This is a genomic window from Methyloceanibacter sp., from assembly GCF_050728395.1.
Lineage (GTDB): Bacteria > Pseudomonadota > Alphaproteobacteria > Rhizobiales > Methyloligellaceae > Methyloceanibacter.
On record NZ_JBOHJB010000009.1, the window covers coordinates 1 to 20,015 of the forward strand.

18 protein-coding genes are annotated in these 20,015 nt (G+C 63.7%); 11 read left to right on the forward strand and 7 right to left on the reverse strand.

Annotated elements, in window-relative coordinates:
• The 5 genes from ACREC7_RS02900 to ACREC7_RS02920 form a co-directional block, all read left to right on the forward strand.
• A partial coding sequence (locus ACREC7_RS02900; protein WP_431554191.1) for a hypothetical protein occupies positions 1-726 on the forward strand: 726 nt, incomplete at its 5' end.
• Between the two features lie 24 nt (positions 727-750).
• A complete protein-coding gene (locus ACREC7_RS02905) occupies positions 751-1,464 on the forward strand; it encodes an ion channel (protein WP_431554192.1) in 714 nt (237 codons plus the stop codon).
• 143 nt (positions 1,465-1,607) lie between these two features.
• On the forward strand, positions 1,608-3,230 hold the full coding sequence (locus tag ACREC7_RS02910) for an arylsulfatase (RefSeq protein ID WP_431554193.1): 1,623 nt from the start codon (positions 1,608-1,610) through the stop codon (positions 3,228-3,230).
• Positions 3,231-3,353: 123 nt separating this feature from the next.
• Entirely contained in the window at positions 3,354-4,223 is an 870-nt protein-coding gene (locus tag ACREC7_RS02915; RefSeq protein ID WP_431554194.1) for an alpha/beta fold hydrolase, read from the forward strand.
• 26 nt (positions 4,224-4,249) lie between these two features.
• Entirely contained in the window at positions 4,250-5,272 is a 1,023-nt protein-coding gene (locus ACREC7_RS02920) for an HAD family hydrolase (RefSeq protein WP_431554195.1), read from the forward strand.
• A 114-nt stretch (positions 5,273-5,386) separates the two neighbouring features.
• On the opposite strand, the gene ACREC7_RS02925 is transcribed toward ACREC7_RS02920, so the two are convergent.
• From ACREC7_RS02925 to ACREC7_RS02935, 3 genes are all read right to left on the reverse strand, one after another.
• Entirely contained in the window at positions 5,387-5,794 is a 408-nt protein-coding gene (locus ACREC7_RS02925) for a hypothetical protein (RefSeq protein ID WP_431554196.1), read from the reverse strand.
• A 10-nt stretch (positions 5,795-5,804) separates the two neighbouring features.
• A complete protein-coding gene (locus tag ACREC7_RS02930) occupies positions 5,805-6,248 on the reverse strand; it encodes a hypothetical protein (protein ID WP_431554197.1) in 444 nt (147 codons plus the stop codon).
• A gap of 170 nt (positions 6,249-6,418) precedes the next feature.
• Positions 6,419-6,898 carry a cupin domain-containing protein gene (locus ACREC7_RS02935; RefSeq protein WP_431554198.1) on the reverse strand — a complete coding sequence of 160 codons (480 nt, stop codon included), beginning with the start codon at positions 6,896-6,898 and terminating at the stop codon, positions 6,419-6,421.
• Between the two features lie 533 nt (positions 6,899-7,431).
• Between ACREC7_RS02935 and hyfB the strand changes: the two genes are divergently transcribed.
• From hyfB to ACREC7_RS02965, 6 genes are read left to right on the forward strand one after another with little or no spacing between them, the layout of a single operon-like run.
• Complete coding sequence (hyfB, locus tag ACREC7_RS02940; RefSeq protein WP_431554199.1) at positions 7,432-9,441, forward strand: hydrogenase 4 subunit B; 2,010 nt, start codon at positions 7,432-7,434, stop codon at positions 9,439-9,441.
• A complete protein-coding gene (locus tag ACREC7_RS02945; protein WP_431554200.1) occupies positions 9,432-10,388 on the forward strand; it encodes a respiratory chain complex I subunit 1 family protein in 957 nt (318 codons plus the stop codon). The genes hyfB and ACREC7_RS02945 overlap by 10 nt, the downstream gene beginning before the upstream one ends.
• Positions 10,389-11,051, forward strand: a complete 663-nt coding sequence (locus ACREC7_RS02950) for a hydrogenase-4 component E (protein WP_431554201.1) — start codon at positions 10,389-10,391, stop codon at positions 11,049-11,051.
• Positions 11,048-12,490, forward strand: coding sequence for a hydrogenase 4 subunit F (locus tag ACREC7_RS02955; protein ID WP_431554202.1), 1,443 nt, complete (start codon positions 11,048-11,050; stop codon positions 12,488-12,490). The genes ACREC7_RS02950 and ACREC7_RS02955 overlap by 4 nt, the downstream gene beginning before the upstream one ends.
• 9 nt (positions 12,491-12,499) lie before the next feature.
• Positions 12,500-14,011, forward strand: a complete 1,512-nt coding sequence (locus ACREC7_RS02960; protein ID WP_431554203.1) for a hydrogenase expression protein HypE — start codon at positions 12,500-12,502, stop codon at positions 14,009-14,011.
• A 9-nt stretch (positions 14,012-14,020) separates the two neighbouring features.
• Positions 14,021-14,533, forward strand: a complete 513-nt coding sequence (locus ACREC7_RS02965) for an NADH-quinone oxidoreductase subunit B family protein (RefSeq protein WP_431554204.1) — start codon at positions 14,021-14,023, stop codon at positions 14,531-14,533.
• On the opposite strand, the gene xth is transcribed toward ACREC7_RS02965, so the two are convergent.
• The 4 genes from xth to ACREC7_RS02985 form a co-directional block, all read right to left on the reverse strand.
• On the reverse strand, positions 14,517-15,350 hold the full coding sequence (gene xth / locus ACREC7_RS02970; RefSeq protein ID WP_431554205.1) for an exodeoxyribonuclease III: 834 nt from the start codon (positions 15,348-15,350) through the stop codon (positions 14,517-14,519). The two genes, ACREC7_RS02965 and xth, sit on opposite strands and share 17 nt — an antisense overlap.
• A 150-nt stretch (positions 15,351-15,500) precedes the next feature.
• On the reverse strand, positions 15,501-16,835 hold the full coding sequence (locus ACREC7_RS02975) for an adenylate/guanylate cyclase domain-containing protein (RefSeq protein WP_431554206.1): 1,335 nt from the start codon (positions 16,833-16,835) through the stop codon (positions 15,501-15,503).
• Between the two features lie 3 nt (positions 16,836-16,838).
• On the reverse strand, positions 16,839-17,342 hold the full coding sequence (locus ACREC7_RS02980; protein ID WP_431554207.1) for a Rab family GTPase: 504 nt from the start codon (positions 17,340-17,342) through the stop codon (positions 16,839-16,841).
• Positions 17,339-20,011 (reverse strand): OmpA family protein, encoded by a 2,673-nt coding sequence (locus tag ACREC7_RS02985; protein WP_431554208.1) that lies wholly within the window; start codon positions 20,009-20,011, stop codon positions 17,339-17,341. The genes ACREC7_RS02980 and ACREC7_RS02985 overlap by 4 nt, the downstream gene beginning before the upstream one ends.
• Between the last annotated feature and the right edge of the window lie 4 nt (positions 20,012-20,015).

Consider the following 20,015-nt stretch of genomic DNA (forward strand, 5'->3'; position numbering starts at 1 on the left):
CTCATGGGCTATTTCGAAGCGCGCAAGGGCCGGTTCGGATTCTTCACCGACGCGGTGTGGGCCGATCTCGGCTTCCCGGGCCATCTGAATTACGACGTCAGCCGAAGCGTGTCGGGCAATCCCTTCGCCAGACTCCGCGACTTCAAAGGAACGATCAAAGGCAAGCTGAATATCAACGCCAGGGCTCAACTCGATTACCAGGAGGCCATCGTCCAATCCGGCGTTTTCTATGAAGTCGCCAAATGGGGAGATTCGACGTCGTACACGGCGCTCGATGTGATGGGCAGCGCGCGGTATTGGAGCCAGGACGTCGATCTCTCGCTCAAAGTTCAGGGCACGCTGACGGCTGACGTCCAGGCCGATTTCAGGCGCGTCGGTCTGGACCTGCGGCGGAACGTGAAAGGCTCGAGAGCCGTTGCCGTCGCCCGCGCCGACGATCTTGAATGGGTCGATCCGGTGGTCGGCGGACGCATGCGGCACGTGATGGCCTCCGGGTCCGAGCTCAACCTTGAAGGCGACGTCGGCGGATTCGGGGCGGGGAGCGACTTCTCCTGGCAGGCGGTCGCCACTTACGGCTTCGATGTGAACGCCTTCGGCACCACGATGCGCAGTATCGTCGGCTATCGCGCGCTGTCGGTCGATTACAGCCAAATCGGCGCGCATGGCCGCAGCGGCCTCGACTGGGTCCAGCACGGCCCAATTTTGGGCGCGGCCTTCCGCTGGTAGCCATCCACAATTTACGAGCCCGCCATGGTTCGGCAAACGGCCAAGCGTGACGCCGCTAGAGAAGACCTCAGTCGCCTGCGGGAGCGGTGGCGAGATCCGCTGCTCACAGCGCTGACGATTGTGCTTGCGGTGTGGATGTTCGTGCTCGCCCCGCTGCATGAAAGCGCAGCCCGCGACACCAACATTGTCGGCTTCCTGCTCGCCTTGGCGGTCGCCGGAGCGCTTCTCGTGCTTTCCGGCAAGGCAGTCTCCGCAGTGCTGATGCTGTTCGGGGTCAGCCTGTCAGCCGCCGCGGCGTGGTTTCGATTGCGCGGCCCCTCGCCGTTCGACATCTTATTGAACGCCGCCGCCTGGATCATCATCGGGTTCGTGCTGATCTGGGTGGTGGGCCGCGCGGTGTTCGCGCCGGGACGCATCACCTATCACCGCATCATGGGCGCGATCCTGCTCTATCTCGCCATCGGGCTTACTTTCGCGGCGCTTTACGCCCTTGTGGGCTTATTCTCTGCCGATGCCTTTTCCGCGATGGCGGTGAAGGACAGCCCGACGCTGTCGAGCACCATGATTTATTTCAGCTTCGGCACGCTGACCACGGGGGGATCGGGCGATATCTCGCCGATCCACCCCTTCGCCCGCAGCCTCGTCAATGTGGAATCGATGGTCGGGCAGCTTTATCCAGCAACCTTGCTGGCAAGGCTGGTGACGCTGGAAATCGAGGACGAAACCAAGCCCGACTAACGGCATTTCGCCGTCACCAATTCGCCAAGGAATTCATCCAAATTCCCCTCATCCTTAGGCATTCGGCATCTTCGCCGGTTACATCGGCTTTCCCGCCGCTTAAGATGCAAAATACAAGACCTGAACGAGGAGGAGTAAACGCCATGAGTTTCGTCAGGACTGGAGTTTTGTTGCTCGCGTCTCTGGTCGTCGCGCTGCTCGGCGCGAGACCGGCGCTGGCGCAAGCCGACACCAAGCCCAACATCATCGTCATCATGGGCGACGACATCGGCTGGTTCAACATCGGCGCCTATCACCGCGGCATGATGGCGGGCAAGACGCCGAACCTCGACAAACTTGCCTCCGAAGGCATGCTGTTCAATGCCTATTATGCCGAGGCGAGCTGCACCGCGGGCCGCGCCAATTTCATCACCGGAGAGCTTCCCATGCGCACCGGGCTGACCACTGTCGGCCAGGCAGGCGCCACCGTCGGCATGCCGGACAAGGCGCCGACGATTGCCACCGTGCTCAAGTCCATGGGCTACGCCACCGGTCAGTTCGGTAAGAACCATCTCGGCGACCGCAACGAATATCTTCCCACCGTCCACGGTTTCGATGAGTTCTGGGGATACCTCTACCACCTCGACGCCATGGAGGATCCGTTCCACCCGAACTATCCGCAGAACCTCAAGGACAAGGTCGGCCCGCGCAATTTGCTGCACACGCTCGCCACCGACACCGACGATCCGACCGTCGATCCGCGCTGGGGCAAGGTCGGCAAGCAGAAGATCGAGGATGAGGGCCCGCTTCCGCCGCACCCCATGGACGGCATCAAATACAACATGGAGACGGTCGACGAGGTCATTCGCGATAAGACCATTGCCTTCATCGACAAGGCGAAGAGCGACGGCAAGCCCTTCTTCGTGTGGATGAATCCCTCGCGCATGCATGTTGTCACTCACCTCTCGCCCAAATACGAGGGCATGCGCACCGCCGAGAACGGCTGGTCGATCGAGGAAGCCGGCATGGCGCAGATGGACGACGTGATCGGCGCCGTATTGCAGCATCTCAAGGATGCGGGGCTCGACGGCAACACCATCATCGTGTTCACCACCGACAACGGCACCGAGAACTTCACCTGGCCTGATGGCGGCCAGACGCCGTTTGCCGGCGGCAAGGGAACGGCGCTCGAAGGCGGCTTCCGCGTGCCCGCCATCATGCGCTGGCCGGGGAAGGTTGCCCCGGGAACGATCGAAAATGGGGTGATCTCGGGGCTCGACTGGTTCCCGACCTTTGTCGCGGCGGCGGGCAATCCGAACATCGTCGCAGAATTGCTGACCGGGAAGGAAATCGGCGGTCAGACCTACAAGGTGCATCTCGATGGTTACAACCAGATCGATTTCCTTGCCGGCAAGAGCCCGTCTGCGCGCAATGAGCTCTTCTACTTCACAGAGACGACGCTCGGCGCGGTGCGCATCGGCGACTACAAATACCGCTTCACCGATCAGCCCGGCGGCTGGCTCGGCAATACCGTCCACCTCGATTGGCCGATCCTGACCAACCTCAAGCTCGACCCCTTCGAGCGGACCAGCACGCCTGAGCAATCGATGTATCAGGCGCAATGGTACACTTATGAATTCTGGCGGTTCGTTTTCGTGCAGCAGGAGGTGGCGAAGTTCGCCCAGAGCTTCATCGACTTCCCGCCAATGCAACAGGCCGCCTCGTTCAACCTCGAGGCTGTCAAGGATCAGATCTTGAAAGCCATTCAGGCACGCCAGGGAAAATAAACGACGCAAGCCAATCGCCCCGGCGTCATGACTGGTGCGGCAAAGACAAAGTCCAAAGGCCAACGCTTTTCTCCAAGGAGCAGGGGTTGGTCGCTTGGACTTATTCTTTCTCTGCTGGCGGTCGTGGCGCTGCTGGCCGTCAACACCGTGGTCGTTGATTCGCGAACGCGGCCGGCCGAGGCGCGCGACGGCGGCGAGATTGTCGAAACCGGTATTGTGCCGGCCAATGTGAAGGTCGAGGGCGTAGGCCCGCCGATCGTCCTGATCCACGGCTTCGGCGCTGCGCTCGATTGGTGGGACGAGATCGCGCCGGCACTTGCCGCCGACCACCGGGTGATCCGCATCGACCTGATCGGCCATGGCGGCACCGAGGCACCTCGGTCGGGCTATTCGATCGAACGGCAGGCGTCGCTTGTCGCCAGCGTGCTCGACAAGCTTGGCGCCGGCCGCGTCACCGTCATCGGCCACTCCATGGGCGGCGAGGTGGCGACGGCTTTCGCCGAGGCCAATCCGCAAAGGGTCGAGCGCATGGTGCTGATCGACTCGCCGCCGAAGCCAGAGACCACGTTCAAGCTCGGGACGCGGCTCGCGCTGATGCCGGTGCTCGGCGAGCTCATGTCGCGATTCATGACCGATGCGACTATTCGCGAGATGCTGGCTCAGGGCTTTGCGCCGGGCTTCCCGGTGCCGGACGAGTTCGTCGCCGATGTGAAGCAGCTCACCTACACCGCCTTCCGCACCGCGCATGACGACAGCATGGCGTACGAGACGGCGAAGCCGGTGTTCGAGCGGCTTGCCGCGCTCAATCCACCGCCGCCGCTTCTCGTCATCTTCGGCTCGCGCGATCAGCTCATCTCGCCCTCGAGCGCCAAGCTGTTCGAAAAGGTGGCGGGGGCGAGGGTGGAAATCATCGATGGGCCGGGGCATTCTCCCATGGTCGAGGCGCCGGCCAAGACGCTCGAGCTGATCAAGAGCTTCCTCGGACGCTCATAGCTCGCAACATCACAAGGGAGGTCTCGATGTTGAACAGGTTTAGCCGCAGGACGTTTCTTGCGGCCTTGCTCACTCTCGGACTCTTTGGTTTCACTTCGATCCAAGCGCGGGCCGCGGTGCCGGATCCCCTGCCCTCCTGGAACGACGGACACACCAAGCAATCCATTGTCGACTTCGTGACGGCGGTGACCAAGGAAGGCAGCCCCGACTATGTGAAGCCGGCAGAGCGCATTGCCACTATCGACAATGACGGCACGCTGTGGGTGGAGCAGCCGATCTACACCCAGTTCGCTTTCGCCATCGACCGCGTCAAGGCCACGGCCGGCAAGCACCCGGAGTGGGCGACGCAAGAGCCGTTCAAGTCGATCCTCGTCGGCAACATGAGCGCGGTCGCGGCGATGGGCGAGAAGGGCATGGTCGAGATCGTGGAGGCCACCCATTCAGGCATGAGCACCACGGATTTCGACAAAGAGGTGAAGGAATGGCTGGCCACGGCCAAGCATCCTCGCTTCAAGGTGCCTTACACCGACCTCGTCTACCAGCCGATGATCGAGTTGCTCGATTATCTCCGCGCCAACGGCTTCAAGACCTTCATCGTGTCGGGAGGCGGCGTCGAATTCATGCGCAACTTCGCCGACAAGACCTACGGCATCCCGCCGGAGCAGGTCATCGGCTCGGCCGGCGTCACCCAATATCAGATGTGGGACGCAAGCCCGGTGCTGATCAAGATGCCGAAGGTACTGTTCGTCGATGACGGGCCAGGCAAGCCAGCAGGCATCAATCATTTCATCGGCCGGCGCCCGATCTTCGCCTTCGGCAATTCCGACGGCGACAAGGAGATGCTGGAATGGACCGCGGCGGGAGACGGCTTGCGCTACATGGGGCTCGTGCATCACACCGATGCGGTCCGCGAATACGCCTACGACCGGAACTCGACCGTCGGCAAGCTCGACAAGGCGCTCGATGAGGCGAATGCCAAGGGCTGGACCGTGGTCGACATGAAAGGCGACTGGAAGACGATCTTTCCGCCGGCCAAGGCCAATCCGTGAGCCGAAGCATTCCTTGTCATCGTCATTCCGGCGTAAGCCGGAATCCAGTGGCGCGGGACGCGCCAAAAAAGACTGGACCCCGGCTTTCGCCGGGGTGACGCCACTTCGCGGGAGCTACTTCTGAGTGCAGTTGCCGAACAGCGCAAAGGAAGACGGGCCGCTCGAGATGCCGCCGGTGAGCGCACCATTCTCGAGCGATATGGTCGCGTTCCAGGTTTCCTGGTCCTGCGTGCCGTAGAGGAAGATGTTCTTGTCGTTGGAGCTGACGCCCTCGATGTCCTCCGTCTGAGGGGTCTCGTTCATGGAAGCCCCCGTCAACATCTTCTTGTCGACGTCGACCACGATGAACTCGGAGAGGTTGATGGTGTCGGTGGACACGCGCTTGCAGCCGGTCACACCGAGGCATTCATAGACCTCGCCGATGGCGCAGATGTAGGAGCCGCTCGCAGCGGCGGACGCGGCGACCGGCAGGGCGCAAAGGGCGGCAACCAGGGCCGAGGCCCTCAGCATCGAATTTCGCATTGCGCTCTCCTTATTGCGTCTGGACTGCTGGTATCTGGACTTGATAGCCACGCGCGGTGAGGCAGGCGGCCCCGGCGGCGAGATAATTGGCGTAGAGGACGTCCAGCGCGGCAAGCTGCCGATTGTTGATGATGCCGCCGATCAGGCCCGCCGGCGGCGCCGACGATGTCACCACGGGACCCTGTGCGGTCTGCACCAAAACCGGCGGCGTGGCAACCGGACCTGAGATCGCACCGGGCGGTCCCCGGCGCACGAGGATCGGAAGCCCGGAGGGGCTATAGCCAGTTACCTGGGCGGCATAGTCGCCGCAGTCGCCGCGATCGTTCTCCTGCTGCTGTGCGCTTTGACCCTGTAAGGGAATGGCGATGAGCGCGCGGGCCAGGACCTCCGGCGCGAGGCCAATGACCATGGCCATAGCGGCCAGGCCGAAGAGAAGATAACCAACTCGTTTCATGTCCACCCCTCCCCAAACGATGCGAATAACTCACCCCGCGCCAAGAAAGCTTGGCGGCCTTGTGGAATACCCTAGTCTACACAGATGACCCCGGTAAAGAAGCTGCGATTCTTCAGCTTGGTAACCGGCTCAGCGGACGGAGTGACACAGCTCGCAAATGTCGGGCGGAACTATTGCTTTGCGTCCTTTGGATAGACCACCACGTGCTCCTGCTCGTTCGGATCGTTGCGCGTCACGATGGCAATGGCGGGCTCGGTGTCGCTGAGGTTGAACGGTTGGTGAGGCACGTCAGGCGGGATGAACAGGAAGTCTCCGGCGACATTCACCACGCTTTTCTTCAGCCCTTCGCCATAGCGGGTCTCGACCCGCCCCTGCATCAGATAGATTGCCGACTCATAGCCCTTGTGCACATGCGCCTCGGCCGAACCGCCCGGCGGAATGACGACCTTCAGCAGGCTGAGATGCTTGGCTCCGGCGGTCGCGCCCGAGATGCCCACAAAGTTGGGCAGGCCCTGTTTCGACTGGGTCGCATCTCCCGGGCGGACGGTGACGACATCCTTTCCGTCACGCTCGCCGATGATCGTCGGCCCGGCGCCAGCGGGGACGAGCAGAAGGGCGAAGAGAGTCAGTGGCAGCAGGACTTGGCGCATCTCCGTCTCCTTTTTCATGCAGCCGTCGGAGTCTTTGAATGGCGATCCTCAACGATCAGGGCGTAACGCGTTGAAGCGAGCAAGATGGTGACGCCGGCCATCAGCCCTCGCCTCCAGTCGCGAGCCTTCGAACGCGGGGCACGAGCCTTCGCCTGCTCCATTTTTGGTTGCAGGCGCCAGGGCTTTCGTCTTGCACCTCCAAGCCAGGCTTGAAAAGCGAGATTTTGTCTTGCGCGAACTCCATGACATCATTTTTCGATCTTGCTAGAAGGAGCCGTCATAGACTGCTGCGCAAATGCGGAACTCCGCGGGGCCTTCCTGGCAATTGACCAGCGAACACGCTGAAATGGCTGGATTTTTCTCCTAGCCCGGGCAGCGGATGAAGGCGAGCGAGAGGTGGTCCGCCGGGGGAATGTCGTTACGCGCATGAAATCGAACGAGGCTCTTGATCCTGCCGGCAGCCAAGCTGGCGCTGAGGCTCCCGGAGGCCGGACCGGGAGCCGCGGCGCGCGGCCCGCTTTGTGAGCTCCGGGATGGTACTCACCGTCATCCTCGCCACCGTTGCGGCTCTCATCGCCCTCTCGGTCTTGTCCCTTCTCGTTAGAGGAAGTTCGCTCGACCGCCCCCTCATCTACGGAGGGTCGCTCGCCCTTTGCGGCATCGGTCTCGTGGCCGGGCTCGCCGCTCTGCTTGGGCAAGCCCCGGCCGAGACTTCGATCCTGCCGATCGGGCTTCCCTGGCTCGGCGCCCATTTCCGCTTGGACGCGCTGTCGGCGTTCTTTCTCGTGGTGATCAACCTCGGCGGCGCCGCCGCGAGCCTCTATGGGATCGGCTTCGGCCGCCACGAGACGGCGCCGCAGCGCGTGCTGCCCTTCTACCCGCTGTTCCTCGCCGCCATGATTCTCGTCGTCATCGCCGACGACGCCTTCACTTTCCTCTTCTCCTGGGAGTTCATGTCGCTGTCGTCGTGGGCATTGGTGATGGCGCACGACCATGTGCGCGAGAATTTGCGCGCGGGCTATATCTACCTGGTCATGGCGAGCTTCGGCACGCTCGCGCTTCTGCTGGCCTTCGGCCTTCTTGCCGGACCTGACGGCGCCTACGCCTTCGACGCGATCCGCGCCACCCATCCAGGTTCCACCCTGGTCGCGATCGTGCTCGTCCTTGTGTTGATCGGTACCGGCTCCAAGGCTGGTCTCGTGCCGCTGCATGCCTGGCTGCCGCTCGCCCACCCGGCCGCCCCGAGCCACGTGTCCGGCCTGCTCAGCGGCGTGATGACCAAGGTCGCGGTCTACGCCTTCGTGCGCATCGTGTTCGACCTGTTGGGCGATCCAGCCTGGTGGTGGAGCATGGTGGTGCTTGCGCTTGCCGGCGTCACCTGCGTCATGGGCGTGCTCTACGCGCTGATGCAGCACGATCTGAAGCGGCTGCTCGCCTATCACACGGTGGAGAATATCGGCATCATCTTCATCGGCCTTGGGCTCGCGCTTGGATTTCAGGCCTACGGCCTCGGCTGGGCGGCAGCGCTCGCCTTCACCGCGGCCATTCTGCATGTGCTCAACCATTCGCTGTTCAAGAACCTGCTGTTCCTCGGCTCGGGCGCGGTGCTGACCGCGACCGGCGAGCGCAACATGGAGCATCTCGGCGGTCTCATTCACCGCATGCCGCTCACCGCCTTCACCTTCCTGGTCGGCTGCGTCGCCATCTCGGCGCTGCCGCCGCTCAACGGCTTCGTCTCCGAATGGCTGACCTTCCAAGCCATTTTGCAGAGCCCGCAGATCCCTGCCTGGGGCCTGAAATTCCTCATCCCGGCGGTCGGCGCGCTGCTGGCGCTGTCGGCGGCGCTCGCCGCGGCCTGCTTCGTCAAGGCCTTCGGCATCAGCTTTCTCGGCCGGCCGCGCAGCGAATCCGCGCGCCGCGCGCACGAGACCGATGCGTTTTCGCTCACGTCGATGTTCGTGCTTGCCGCGCTCTGCCTGCTCGCCGGTATCCTGCCCGGCTATTTCATCGATGCGCTCGCCCCCGTGGCCAAATCCATGGTCGGCGCCAGCATGCCGCTGCAAAGCGGCGTGCCCTTCCTCTCCATCGTGCCCATCGCCGAGGGCCGCAGCTCCTATAACGGCCTCCTCGTGTTTCTGTTCATGGTGTTCTCCGGCGTCTCTGCTGCGGTCGTCATCCACCAATTCGCATCGAACCGGATGCGCCGAGGTCCGGCCTGGGATTGCGGCTATCCCGACCCGAGCACGCAGACGCAATACACCGCCTCGAGCTTCGCCCAGCCGATCCGCCGCGTGTTCGGGACGCTCGTGTTTCGGGCGAGCGAAACCGTCGATATGCCGCCGCCCGGCGATGGACGGCCTGCACGCCTCGTGGTGCGCCTCACCGACACGATCTGGGACGCCCTCTATGAGCCGATCGCGGTCGCCGTCGCCTATGTCGCCGACCGGCTGAACAAGCTGCAATATCTCAGCATCCGCCATTATCTCGGCTTCGTCTTCGTCTCGCTCGTCGGCCTGCTGCTGGTGCTCGCGATATGGCCATGATCGCCACACTCGCGGTGCAGGCCGCACAGATGCTGCTGGTGCTGGCGCTCGCGCCGCTGCTTGTCGGCTTCGTGCGCAAAGTCAAGGCGCGGCTGCTGCGCCGCCAAGGGCCGCCGCTCATCCAGCCTTACCGCGATCTCATCCGCCTGATGCGCAAGGATGTGGTGCTGGCGAACAGCGCGTCGTGGCTGTTCCGCGCCATCCCCTATCTCATCTTCGCTGCAACCTGGGTGGCTGCGGCGCTAGTGCCGACCTTCGCCACCGGCCTGATGTTCTCCTGGTCGGCGGACCTCATCGTCATCATCGCCCTGCTCGGGCTTGCACGCTTCTTCCTTGCGCTCGCCGGACTCGACGTCGGCACGAGCTTCGGCGGCATCGGCTCGAGCCGCGAGGTGATGATCGCCTCGCTCGCCGAGCCGGCCATGCTGATGATCGTGTTCACGCTGGCACTGGTCGCGGGCTCGACGCAGCTCTCCACCATGGCGGAATTCCTTGCCTCCGGCCAAGCCGGCTTGCGCTTCTCGCTCGGGCTCGCGCTGATCGCGTTGATCATCGTGGCGATCGCCGAGAATGCGCGCATCCCGGTCGACAATCCGGCGACGCATCTCGAGCTGACCATGGTGCATGAGGCCATGGTGCTGGAATATTCGGGCCGGCACTTGGCGCTCATCGATTTGTCGGCGGAGCTCAAGCTTCTGCTCTACGTGTCGCTGATCGCCTGCCTGTTCATGCCTTGGGGCATTGCCGCGCCTGATGCAGGTCTAACGGCAATGCTGATCGGCGTCGCCGCCTATTTCGCCAAGCTCGCTGGCGGCGGCTTCCTGCTCGCGGTGTTCGAGACTTCCATCGCCAAGATGCGCGTGTTTCGCGTGCCCGAATTTCTCGGCGCAGCGCTGATGCTCGCTCTCCTTGCCACCTTGCTTCTCTTCGTGTCGCGGAGCCTTTAGATGCAGGGCCTCAATTTCGACATCGCGCATCTCCTTGCCGGCTCGCTCGTTCTGGTGAGCTTCATGCTGCTCTACCAGGACCGGCTCTACGCCTTGCTCAACGTCTACGCCCTGCATGCGGTTGTGCTTGCGCTGTCGGTTGCCTGGCAGGCTTACATTCAGGACGCCCCGCATCTCTACATCACCGCGGCGATCGCGCTCACGTTCAAGGCGATCATCATCCCGGTGGCGCTGCACCGCATGATCGTCAAGCTCGGCATCCAGCGCGAGATTGAGACCGTGGGGGGCATCGGCCTCACTATGCTGCTCGGCATGGGGCTCGTGGCGCTCGCCATGGTGGTGACGCTGCGCGCGACCGAAGGCGCCGGACTGCTCGCCCGAGAGGACCTCGCCTTCGCGCTGTCGGTGGTGCTGCTCGGCCTGTTGATGATGGTGACGCGGCGCAACGCCGTCAGTCAGGTGGTGGGATTCATGTCGCTGGAGAACGGGTTGGTGCTTGCCGCCACCGGCGCCAAGGGCATGCCGCTTGTGGTCGAGATCAGCGTCGCCTTCTCCATCCTCATTGCCTTCATCGTCATCGGCATCTTCCTGTTCCGCATCCGCGAGCGTTTCGACACAGTCGATATCGCGGCACTCGACCGCTATCGGGGTGAGCACGGATGAGCTTCGATTCCGTCACCTTGCTCTTTCTCATCCCGGCGCTCGCAGCGGTGCTAATCGCCTTGATGCCTGGCTCCAAGATGAGCGCCTATGTCAATGCCGGCGCATCCTTCCTCACCTTCATTGCCGCACTGTCGTTGCTGTGGGCCGAGCGCCCCGCTCCCGGCGCCTATGTGCTGGTCGATGAGTTCAACACCATCTTCGTGGTGCTCATCGCCTTCGTCAGCTTCACCACCAGCGTGTTCAGCGCGACCTATGTCGAGTATGAGCTCGAGACCGGGCGGGTGACGCCTTCCTTCCTCAAGCTCTACCACGCCCTCTATCAGGCGCTGACGCTCGCCTTTGTTCTCGCGCTCCTCAGCAACAATATCGGCGTGATGTGGGTGGCGATCGAGCTTGCCACGCTGACCACCGTGGTCATGGTCGGCATCTACCGCACCCACGCGGCGATCGAGGCCGCCTGGAAATATTTCATTCTGGCGAGCGTCGGCATCGCGCTCGCTTTGTTCGGCACCATCCTCGTCTATATGGCGGCCGAGCCGGTGATGGGCGCCGGCCTCAATGCCATGGTGTGGACCGACCTCGTAACCCATGCGGCAAAGCTTGAGCCCGCGATGCTCAACCTCGCCTTCGTGTTCCTGCTGCTCGGCTACGGCACCAAGATCGGCCTCTTTCCGCTGCATGCCTGGCTGCCCGATGCCCATGCCGAAGGGCCGACGCCGATCACCGCTGTGCTTTCAGGCCTGCTGCTGAACGTGGCGCTCTACGCGCTGCTTCGCTGCAAGATGCTGCTCGCCGGCAATCCCGAGGCGCTTGCTCCTGGGCCGCTGATGATCGGCATGGGCCTCGTCTCTCTCCTGTTCGGCGCCTTCATGCTTTACCGCCGGCGCGACATCAAACGCCTGTTCGCCTATTCCTCCATCGAGCACATGGGCCTCATCACTTTTGCCTTCGGCCTCGGCGGACCGATCGCGAATTTCGCCGGGCTGCTGCACATGGCGCTGCACTCGCTGACCAAGTCGGCCATCTTCTTCGCCGTCGGCGACATCTCGCAAGTCAAGGGCACGCAGAAGATCGCCGACATGGGCGGGCTCACTTCGACCAATCCCTTGATCGGCTGGGGATTGGTGGCCGGGGTCGCGGCCATCGCCGGGCTGCCGCCGCTCGGCATCTTTACCAGCGAGTTCCTGATGGTGAATGCCACCTTGGCGAAACAACCGCTGCTCGCCATTCCGCTCGTGCTGGGGCTGCTGATTGCCATCGGCGCGCTGTTCATGCAATTGAACCGCATCGCCTTCGGCGAGCCCAAAGGCGCGAACCACAAGGTGAAATGCTCGTACGTCCCGATGATCCTTCATCTCGGGCTCATCCTCATCGCGGGCATTTATCTGCCTGCCTCGCTGGTCGCCTGGTTCCAGGCCGTGGCCAAGCTTCTCGGATAGGTGAGGACCATGCCGCTCACCGCCATCGCCAAGACCGGCCGCAAAGCGGAAGGCCACCGTCCTTTCCCGCGCGCCATCGTCGGCGCCGACGGCTGGCAGCGTGCCGTGCGGGAGCTGGTCGAGGCGACCGCCACGCTGCTTGGGCTGTGGGGCGATAAGGACGCAGTTCATCTTGCCCTGCTCGAGGAGCTGTCGGGCGCGATCGCGGTGTTCACCCTTCCCTGCCCCGACGGCAAGTTTCCCTCGGTCGGCGCCCACCATCCGGCGGCGATCAGGCTCGAGCGCACCATCGCCGACCTCTACGGCCTGAAACCGACCAGCGCCTCAGATACCAGGCATTGGCTCGATCTCGGTTTCTGGGGCGTGACCCGCCCGCTCGGCAAGCGCCGAAAGCGCGCGATCGAAGCCTATCCGTATGCCTTCCTGCCGGTTGAGGGGGAGGATCTGCATCAGATCCCGGTCGGCCCCGTCCATGCCGGCATCATCGAGCCGGGGCATTTCCGCTTCACAGCCAACGGCGAGACCGTGGTTCGGCTGGAGCAGAGGCTCGGCTATGTGCACAAGGGCACCGAGTCGCTGATGACCGGCGCCACCCTCGACAAGGGCGCCAAGCTTGCCGGCCGCGCCTCAGGCGACAGCACCGTGGCCTACGCCCTCGCCTTCGCGCAAGCGATCGAATCCGCGCTGCAGATCGATGTTCCGGCGCGCGCCGTATGGCTCCGCGCGCTGATGGCCGAGCTTGAGCGCCTCGCCAATCATTTCGGCGACATCGGCGCTATCTGCAACGACGCCTCCTTCTCGCTGGCCTTCGCCGAATGCGGCATCCTGCGCGAGCGCACGCTCCGCGCGGCGCAGGCCTGTTTCGGCCACAGGCTGATGATGGACCGCATCGTGCCTGGCGGTGTCACCGACGATCTCAGCGAGGCCGGCATCGAGGCTCTCCGCGCGCTGCTCGAAACGGTGCGCTCGAGCTTCCCTGGCGTGGTCGATATCTACGACAACACCGCGTCGCTGCAAGACCGGACCGTGACCACAGGCTATCTCTCACCGACCCTGGCGCGCAGTTTCGGCGCCGGCGGCTATGTCGGACGCGCCTCAGGCCGCGCCTTCGATGCGCGCAAGGCCGTGGCCTATGCGCCCTATGACGAGCTCGAATTCGAGGCGCCGGTGCGCGATGATGGCGACGTCAATGCGCGGGTGTGGATCCGCATCCGCGAGGTCGAGCAGAGCCTGAAGCTGATCGAGCAGATCATAGAGCGTCTCCCCGAGGGCAAGCTGCACACCGAGCGCGCCAAGTCCGGCGGCGTGAGGGAGGGTCTTGCACTGGTCGAGGCCTTTCGCGGCGACGTGCTCATCTATGTTCGCATCGGCGAGGACGGGCTGATCGAGCGCTGCCACATGCGCGATGCGTCCTGGTTCCAATGGCCGCTCTTGGAAGTCGCCATCGAGGGCAACATCGTCGCCGACTTCCCGCTGTGCAACAAATCCTTCAACTGCTCCTATTCGGGCCACGACCTCTAGGGACACCGCATGCGCCGACTCATCTTCAAGAATGTGGCGCGCGGGCGTCTGACCGAGCCGGCGCCGGCGCCAGACGAGGCTGCGCTCGCCGAGCTTGCGGCAAGTCTCGATCGCGTCGCGCGGCGGAAGCTCGGCCGGAGCCTTGCCATTCGCGAAGTCGATGCCGGCTCGTGCAATGCCTGCGAGCTCGAGATCCATGCGCTGAACAACGCCTTCTACGATCTCGAGCGCTTCGGCTTGCGTTTCGTCGCCTCTCCCCGCCATGCCGATGTGCTGCTGGTGACCGGCCCCGTCACCAAGAACATGCGCGAGGCGCTGGAGCGGACTTACGCGGCGACGCCGGACCCGAAATGGGTGGTGGCCGTCGGCAATTGCGCCGCCGACGGCGGCATCTTCGCCGGTAGCTATGCGGTGGAAGGCGGTGTGTCGAAGGTCGTTCCCGTCGATCTGCACATCAGGGGCTGCCCACCGACGCCGGAAGCCCTGCTCAAGGGTTTGCTCGCTCTCATCTCCGGCGCTTGAGCTGCCGCGCGTCCCGGCGCGCCGAGGCGCGTTTCGGCTTCGTCTCATCGCGCAAAACGATCCAGGCCGGAGCATGATCGCTGGCGCCGGAAATTCCCCGCACCTCGCGATCCACTCCCGCATCGACCAGCCGTTTCGCGGCCTTCTTGCTCAACAACAGATGATCGAGGCGAAGACCTGCGTCGCGCGGCCAGCGATTCCGCAAATAGTCCCAAAAGGTGTACATGGGCTCGCCGGGATGAAGCTTGCGGATCGCGTCGACCCAGCCCTGATCGAGGAGCTCTCGGAACAAGGCCCGAGGCTCGGGCTGCACCAGCGCATTCTTGGCATAGGAGGTGGAGGGATAGATGTCGCGATCGGTCGGCACGACATTGAAATCGCCGGCAAGCACCACGGGAACGTCCTCGGCGTAGAGTTCCGCCGCATGCGCCAGCAAGCGCTCCATCCAGGCGAGCTTGTAAGAGAATTTGGCGCCTGGCTGAGGGTTACCGTTCGGCGCATAGAGCGAGGTGACCAGCACGCCGTTGACCGCGGCCTCGATATAGCGGCTCTGCCTGTCGTCAGGGTCGCCGGGGAGCCGGTTGCGCGTCACGATCGGCTCGCTGTCGCGCGCAAGGATGGCGACGCCGTTCCACGATTTTTCGCCGCTCCAGACCGCGCCGTAGCCGGCTTTCTCGATCGCCTCTTTCGGAAAATCGTCGTCCGCCGCCTTCAACTCCTGAAGGCAGACGACGTCGGGCTTAGCCGCTTCGAGCCACTCAAGAAGATTGGAGAGGCGTTTGTTGACGTTGTTGATGTTGAAGGTCGCGATCTTCATGTGGAGGCTCGATGGGCGCGGGCTCGCCCTGCCGCCCTCTCCGGCGGAACAGGGCCCGTAGCACGAAGCAGTGCATGCGGCACGACATTCATGGAGCGGGTGAGAATCTCGCTCGAAGAAGGGGTTTACCCGCGCGTTGACGCTATACCTTCATCGAGCTTTATCGTTAGGGGGAGGACTACAACCCGGGTCCATTTGGTCCGGTCGCACGATCCCAGCTGGAGCGTCCTCCCCGCCGCGCCCCTCCAGGGCGGCAATGGCATTCTTAAGCGTCGCCCGAATGCGCTCAAGCGCGGTGGCGTCGACGGCCCTGGGATCGAGATAGAAGTCGAGGCCGGTCATGTGTTCGCTGAAGATTTCAATCTTCTGCCCCGCTTCGTCCAGCACACCCTCCACGACATAGGGAACCACCATGCGGCCAATGCCCTTTACCGAGATCTGTGGCAACGCGCGCGCCGCCACGACGTCGCGCACGAGAACGTAGGTCTCGTAGCTGATGACGATATGTCCAGGCTCGGCGATCGATTGGAGACGCGCCGCGAGATTAACCTCGGCACCAATGGCAGTATAGTCCATGCGGTTGACGCTGCCGAAATTGCCAACGTTGCAGAAGCCGGTGTTGACACCCATGCGCACGCGGAACGGCTGCTCCGTACCCGCGCTACGCCATTTGACGTTCAGTTCGGCTAGCCGACTCTGCATCTCCGTCGCCATGCCGAGGCAGGCCCTGGCGTCCTCCACAGTGCCCTTGGTCTCGGGGTCGCCGAAGAAGATCACCAGGGCGTCACCGATGAATTTATCGACGGTACCGCCATGCTTCAGCGCGATCACCGACATCTCCGTGAAATACTCGTTAAGGAGGAGCGTGATCGCCTCTGGCTGCAGGTGCTCTGTGGTAGCGGTGAAATCCTTGATATCGGAGAAGAAGATGGTGAGCTCCTTGCGCTCGGTGTGAATGGTGACATCCTTCTGACCGCTGAAAATGCTCTTGTAGATTTGGGGCGCGAGATAGTGCGAGATCTTCGTCGAGATCCTGACGAGAAAGTCATTGGCGGCCTCGAGCTCGCGGTTCATGTCCTCCAGGCGTCGATTGAGCTCCGCCTCCTTCTCCTGCAGGAGCGTCATGTCATAAGCCTTCTGCTGGAGGCGGCGGGTCGCATCGCGCTGATCGGTGACGTCGATCAGCAATACCCACACGTTGCCGGCGTCTTCATGAAAATGAAGGTCGGCGGCGCGGCCGCAGTCGAACTCAATCGAAGGAACGAAAAAGGGCGACTCCATGAGCGGCAGAAGCCCCTCGAGAAAGAAGGCCTGCTCGGCTGCCGGTTCGCCGAGGCGGACGGCCGCTAGCCCATAATTGTCAAGATGGCCACCGGCGCCCACGAGATTGAGAGTCGCATCGTCGACCTGCAGATAGGCGACGGCCCGCTCGTCATAGGTCAGCTCTTGCAGCCGCTCCGCCAGGTTCGCGGGCACGCCGTCCATGGATCAGCTCGAGGCGCGGACCGCGAGGTCCTTGAAGGCATCCTCGACGCCTTCGCCGGTTCGCGCACTGCTCGGCTGCACCCACAAGCCGTTCTGGCGTAGCCCCGCCATTTCAGCATCGCCGATCGCCCATTGTTCCTTGAGGTCGCTCTTGTTCAGGAGCAGCACGAACGGCAGCGGACCGTGATCGGCTTCCACGCGCTGGCGCAGCGAAAGTGCGACGTCGAGGGTCGTAGGGCGCGTCCCGTCGGCGACCAGCACGTATCCGGCGGCCCCGCGCATATTGGTCATGCGGAATGAGTTGATGTCGTCCTCTCCCGCGAGGTCCCAAAGGATGAGGTTCACGGTACGATCGGGAAGTTCCACGGTCTTCTTGTCGATCTTCACTCCGACAGTGGTGAGATAGGTTTCGGAGAACACGCTCTGGACGTAGCGCTTGACCAGGCTGGTCTTGCCCACCGAGAAGCCGCCGATCATGCAGATCTTCTTCTGCAGCGCCGCCGTCATGGCTGCTCCTCGAACCCGATCGAGAACGAAACGCGGCGGTTGGCCAAGCGGGCGGCCGCTGCGGCCGCGGAACTGTCGTCGGCAATCGGCTCGAGCTGACCCGCGCCGCGCACTTGAAGCAGATCGGGATCGACGCCGCGCTTCTTCAGAAGCGCGCGTACCGTCTCGGCGCGCGCCACGCTTAGCGACAGGTTGGAGGTGCCCTGGCCTTGGCTGTCCGCATGCCCGGTCAGCGTCATCCTGGTGATGGCGTGCAAGGTGGAAGACAACTTCACGAGCTCATTCAGCTCGTTCGCGATCTCATCGAGAACCTGCTCCTGGCCGGCGGCCGGCAGCGACTTGCCGCTGTCAAAATTAATGCTGCGTGCCTGGATGGCATCACGCAATTTGCCGAGTGCGCCCTCGCTGATGTCGCGCACGGCCGACACGTCCAAAACCGGCGCCCCTGCCGGCAGCGAGCTGCCGACCTTGCGGGCGCGCGAGATCCACGGCGAGGGGGCCTCTCCTCGCGCCACGATGCGGTCGCCGTCGACTGCGAACGTCACGCCAGGTGGCGGATTGAGGGAAGCCTGCAGCCGCTTGAGCACGAATTGCGGGTCGAGCCCCTGATAGGGCTCGAAATGGGCCTCGACCCGCGCCGGATCGATTCCCGCCTCGCCCAGGAGCTTAAGCGGGTCGATGGCGAGCGGGTCGCGCAAGCCCGACAGCAGGAACTTGCCGTCACGCGCTTCCGACCGGGTGACCACGATGCCGGGCTCGGCCCGCAGCCGCGCCACATAGGCTCGCCATTGCTGCTCGTCCGCCTCATCTTCATTGCGTACCCCGGCGAGGTCGAAGCCGGGTGCCCCGGCCGGCAGCATCTGCGCAACAGCGTGCGCGCGGTCAAGCCATTGCCGCGGCGCCGACCCTTGCGCCACGATGCGGTTGCCATCGATCGCGAGCGTCACGCTCGGCGGCGGATGGAGCGATGCTTTGAGCCGCTTCAACACCGATTGCGAGTCGAGCGCCTCATAGGGCTCGAAATGCGCCGTGACTCGCTCCGGATCGATCCCCACCGCGACCATGAGCACGAGCGGGTCGATGGCCAGTGGATCGCGCAAGCCGGACAGGAGGAACTTGCCGTCGTGCGCTTCCGCCTTGGTAATGACGATGCCAGGCTCGGCCCGCAGCCGCGCCACATAGGCTCGCCATTGCTGCTCGTCCGCCTCATCTTCATTGCGTACCCCGGCGAGGTCGAAGCCGGGCGCCCCGGCCGGCAGCGTCTGCGCAGCATCGTTCGCGCGGTCGAGCCATTGCCGCGGCGCCGACCCTTGCGCCACGATGCGGTTACCTGCGATCGCCAGGGTTACGCTCGGCGGCGGATCGAGCGACGCCTTGAGCCGTCTCAGCACCGATTGCGGATCAAGCGACTGATAGGGGAGCCAGCTGGCGACGACCCAATCGGGATTAACTGCCGCCTCGCGCAGCACTGCCTGCGGGTCGGCCGCCAACGGATCACGCAAGCCTGAAACCACGAATTTACCGTCGCGCTTGCCCGCTTCGGTGATCACAATTCCGGGCTCTGCCCGTAGCCGTTCCAGATAGCCTTCCCAAAGCTGTTGGTTGTGCCACCACCGCGCGGCCCATGCCCCGGCGATTGCCAGCAGGAGCAATACCAAGGTCAAAATGACCAAACGTGCCAGCCTGGCGCGCGGCGGCTCATGCTCGCCAAGCACCACCAGTTCGCGCAGCCGCGCCTCGACATCGCCGAGGCCGGCGCTGTCGCCGTCGAAGCTCTCGAGCGCATGATGCCGCTCGGCGTGAATGCGCGACAGGGTGTCGCGCATCGTATCGTGCAGCCCCTCCGGCGGATCGCCGCGAATAACCGCGACCAGCGCGGCAAACGGTCCAGGCTCGGACCATAGCCGCAGCTCCCCCAGACGCACCGAGTCGAGCCCCTGGTGCTCGGCGCCGGTGAAGGAATCGCGGACAAAATCCTGGATCGCGATCAGCATCGAAGAGACGAGCTGCGGGTCTTGGCTCACCGCATTCGCGGCTGCCACATGGGCGATCAGCAACCCGGTATGACGGTGGACCAGGAATACGTGTTCCACCTGATAGACCAGGGTATGCTTGAGCACGACCTCGGCGAAGGACGATCCAGTGCGCCAGGCTTCCCAGCGCCATTTGAGCCCTCGCCAGGTGAGGCTGTATTTCAGGGTCTGATTGAGCCGCTGGAACGTCTCGTCGATGGTCTCGCCGATCGATTTGCGGATCGCCGGCACGATCGTCGGATAAAGGATGTTGACCAGCGTTCCGGGATTGGTCCGGATCGAGCTCTCCGCCGCCTTCTCCATGACGGGCGCCAATACATGCCCCATCCGCGTATCGCTCGTCGCCTGGGCGATCGCGGTCGGCAAGACCCGCCCGATCACCGCAGCCAAGCGCTCGGGATCGTCCACCACGCCGGTGAGCCGCGACAACGTCTCAATCTCGCGGCCGACCAGCAAGGTCCGCAGCTGCTCGAGTTGCAGATCGCCCGGGCGCACGCCGTTTTGCTGTGAGCGCAGCTCCGGCTTCAGGCTCTGCGCGATTTCGATGAGCAGGCCCGCAAGCGCTTTCCGATCGATAGCGTCATCGCCCGAGTGCGGGCGAAGCAGCCCCTCAAGGATATCGGGGGAGGTGCTCAACTCA

Excerpts from the sequence above, each read along its gene's own strand:
- ACREC7_RS02950 (WP_431554201.1), top strand. The coding sequence starts at position 10,389 with ATGCAGGGCCTCAATTTCGACATCGCGCATCTCCTTGCCGGCTCGCTC.
- ACREC7_RS02945 (WP_431554200.1), top strand. The coding sequence starts at position 9,432 with ATGGCCATGATCGCCACACTCGCGGTGCAGGCCGCACAGATGCTGCTG.
- ACREC7_RS02955 (WP_431554202.1), top strand. The coding sequence starts at position 11,048 with ATGAGCTTCGATTCCGTCACCTTGCTCTTTCTCATCCCGGCGCTCGCA.
- ACREC7_RS02980 (WP_431554207.1), bottom strand. The coding sequence starts at position 17,342 with ATGACGGCGGCGCTGCAGAAGAAGATCTGCATGATCGGCGGCTTCTCG.
- hyfB (WP_431554199.1), top strand. The coding sequence starts at position 7,432 with ATGGTACTCACCGTCATCCTCGCCACCGTTGCGGCTCTCATCGCCCTC.
- ACREC7_RS02930 (WP_431554197.1), bottom strand. The coding sequence starts at position 6,248 with ATGAAACGAGTTGGTTATCTTCTCTTCGGCCTGGCCGCTATGGCCATG.
- ACREC7_RS02965 (WP_431554204.1), top strand. The coding sequence starts at position 14,021 with ATGCGCCGACTCATCTTCAAGAATGTGGCGCGCGGGCGTCTGACCGAG.
- ACREC7_RS02975 (WP_431554206.1), bottom strand. The coding sequence starts at position 16,835 with ATGGACGGCGTGCCCGCGAACCTGGCGGAGCGGCTGCAAGAGCTGACC.
- ACREC7_RS02905 (WP_431554192.1), top strand. The coding sequence starts at position 751 with ATGGTTCGGCAAACGGCCAAGCGTGACGCCGCTAGAGAAGACCTCAGT.
- ACREC7_RS02960 (WP_431554203.1), top strand. The coding sequence starts at position 12,500 with ATGCCGCTCACCGCCATCGCCAAGACCGGCCGCAAAGCGGAAGGCCAC.
- ACREC7_RS02910 (WP_431554193.1), top strand. The coding sequence starts at position 1,608 with ATGAGTTTCGTCAGGACTGGAGTTTTGTTGCTCGCGTCTCTGGTCGTC.
- ACREC7_RS02935 (WP_431554198.1), bottom strand. The coding sequence starts at position 6,898 with ATGCGCCAAGTCCTGCTGCCACTGACTCTCTTCGCCCTTCTGCTCGTC.
- ACREC7_RS02925 (WP_431554196.1), bottom strand. The coding sequence starts at position 5,794 with ATGCGAAATTCGATGCTGAGGGCCTCGGCCCTGGTTGCCGCCCTTTGC.
- xth (WP_431554205.1), bottom strand. The coding sequence starts at position 15,350 with ATGAAGATCGCGACCTTCAACATCAACAACGTCAACAAACGCCTCTCC.
- ACREC7_RS02920 (WP_431554195.1), top strand. The coding sequence starts at position 4,250 with ATGTTGAACAGGTTTAGCCGCAGGACGTTTCTTGCGGCCTTGCTCACT.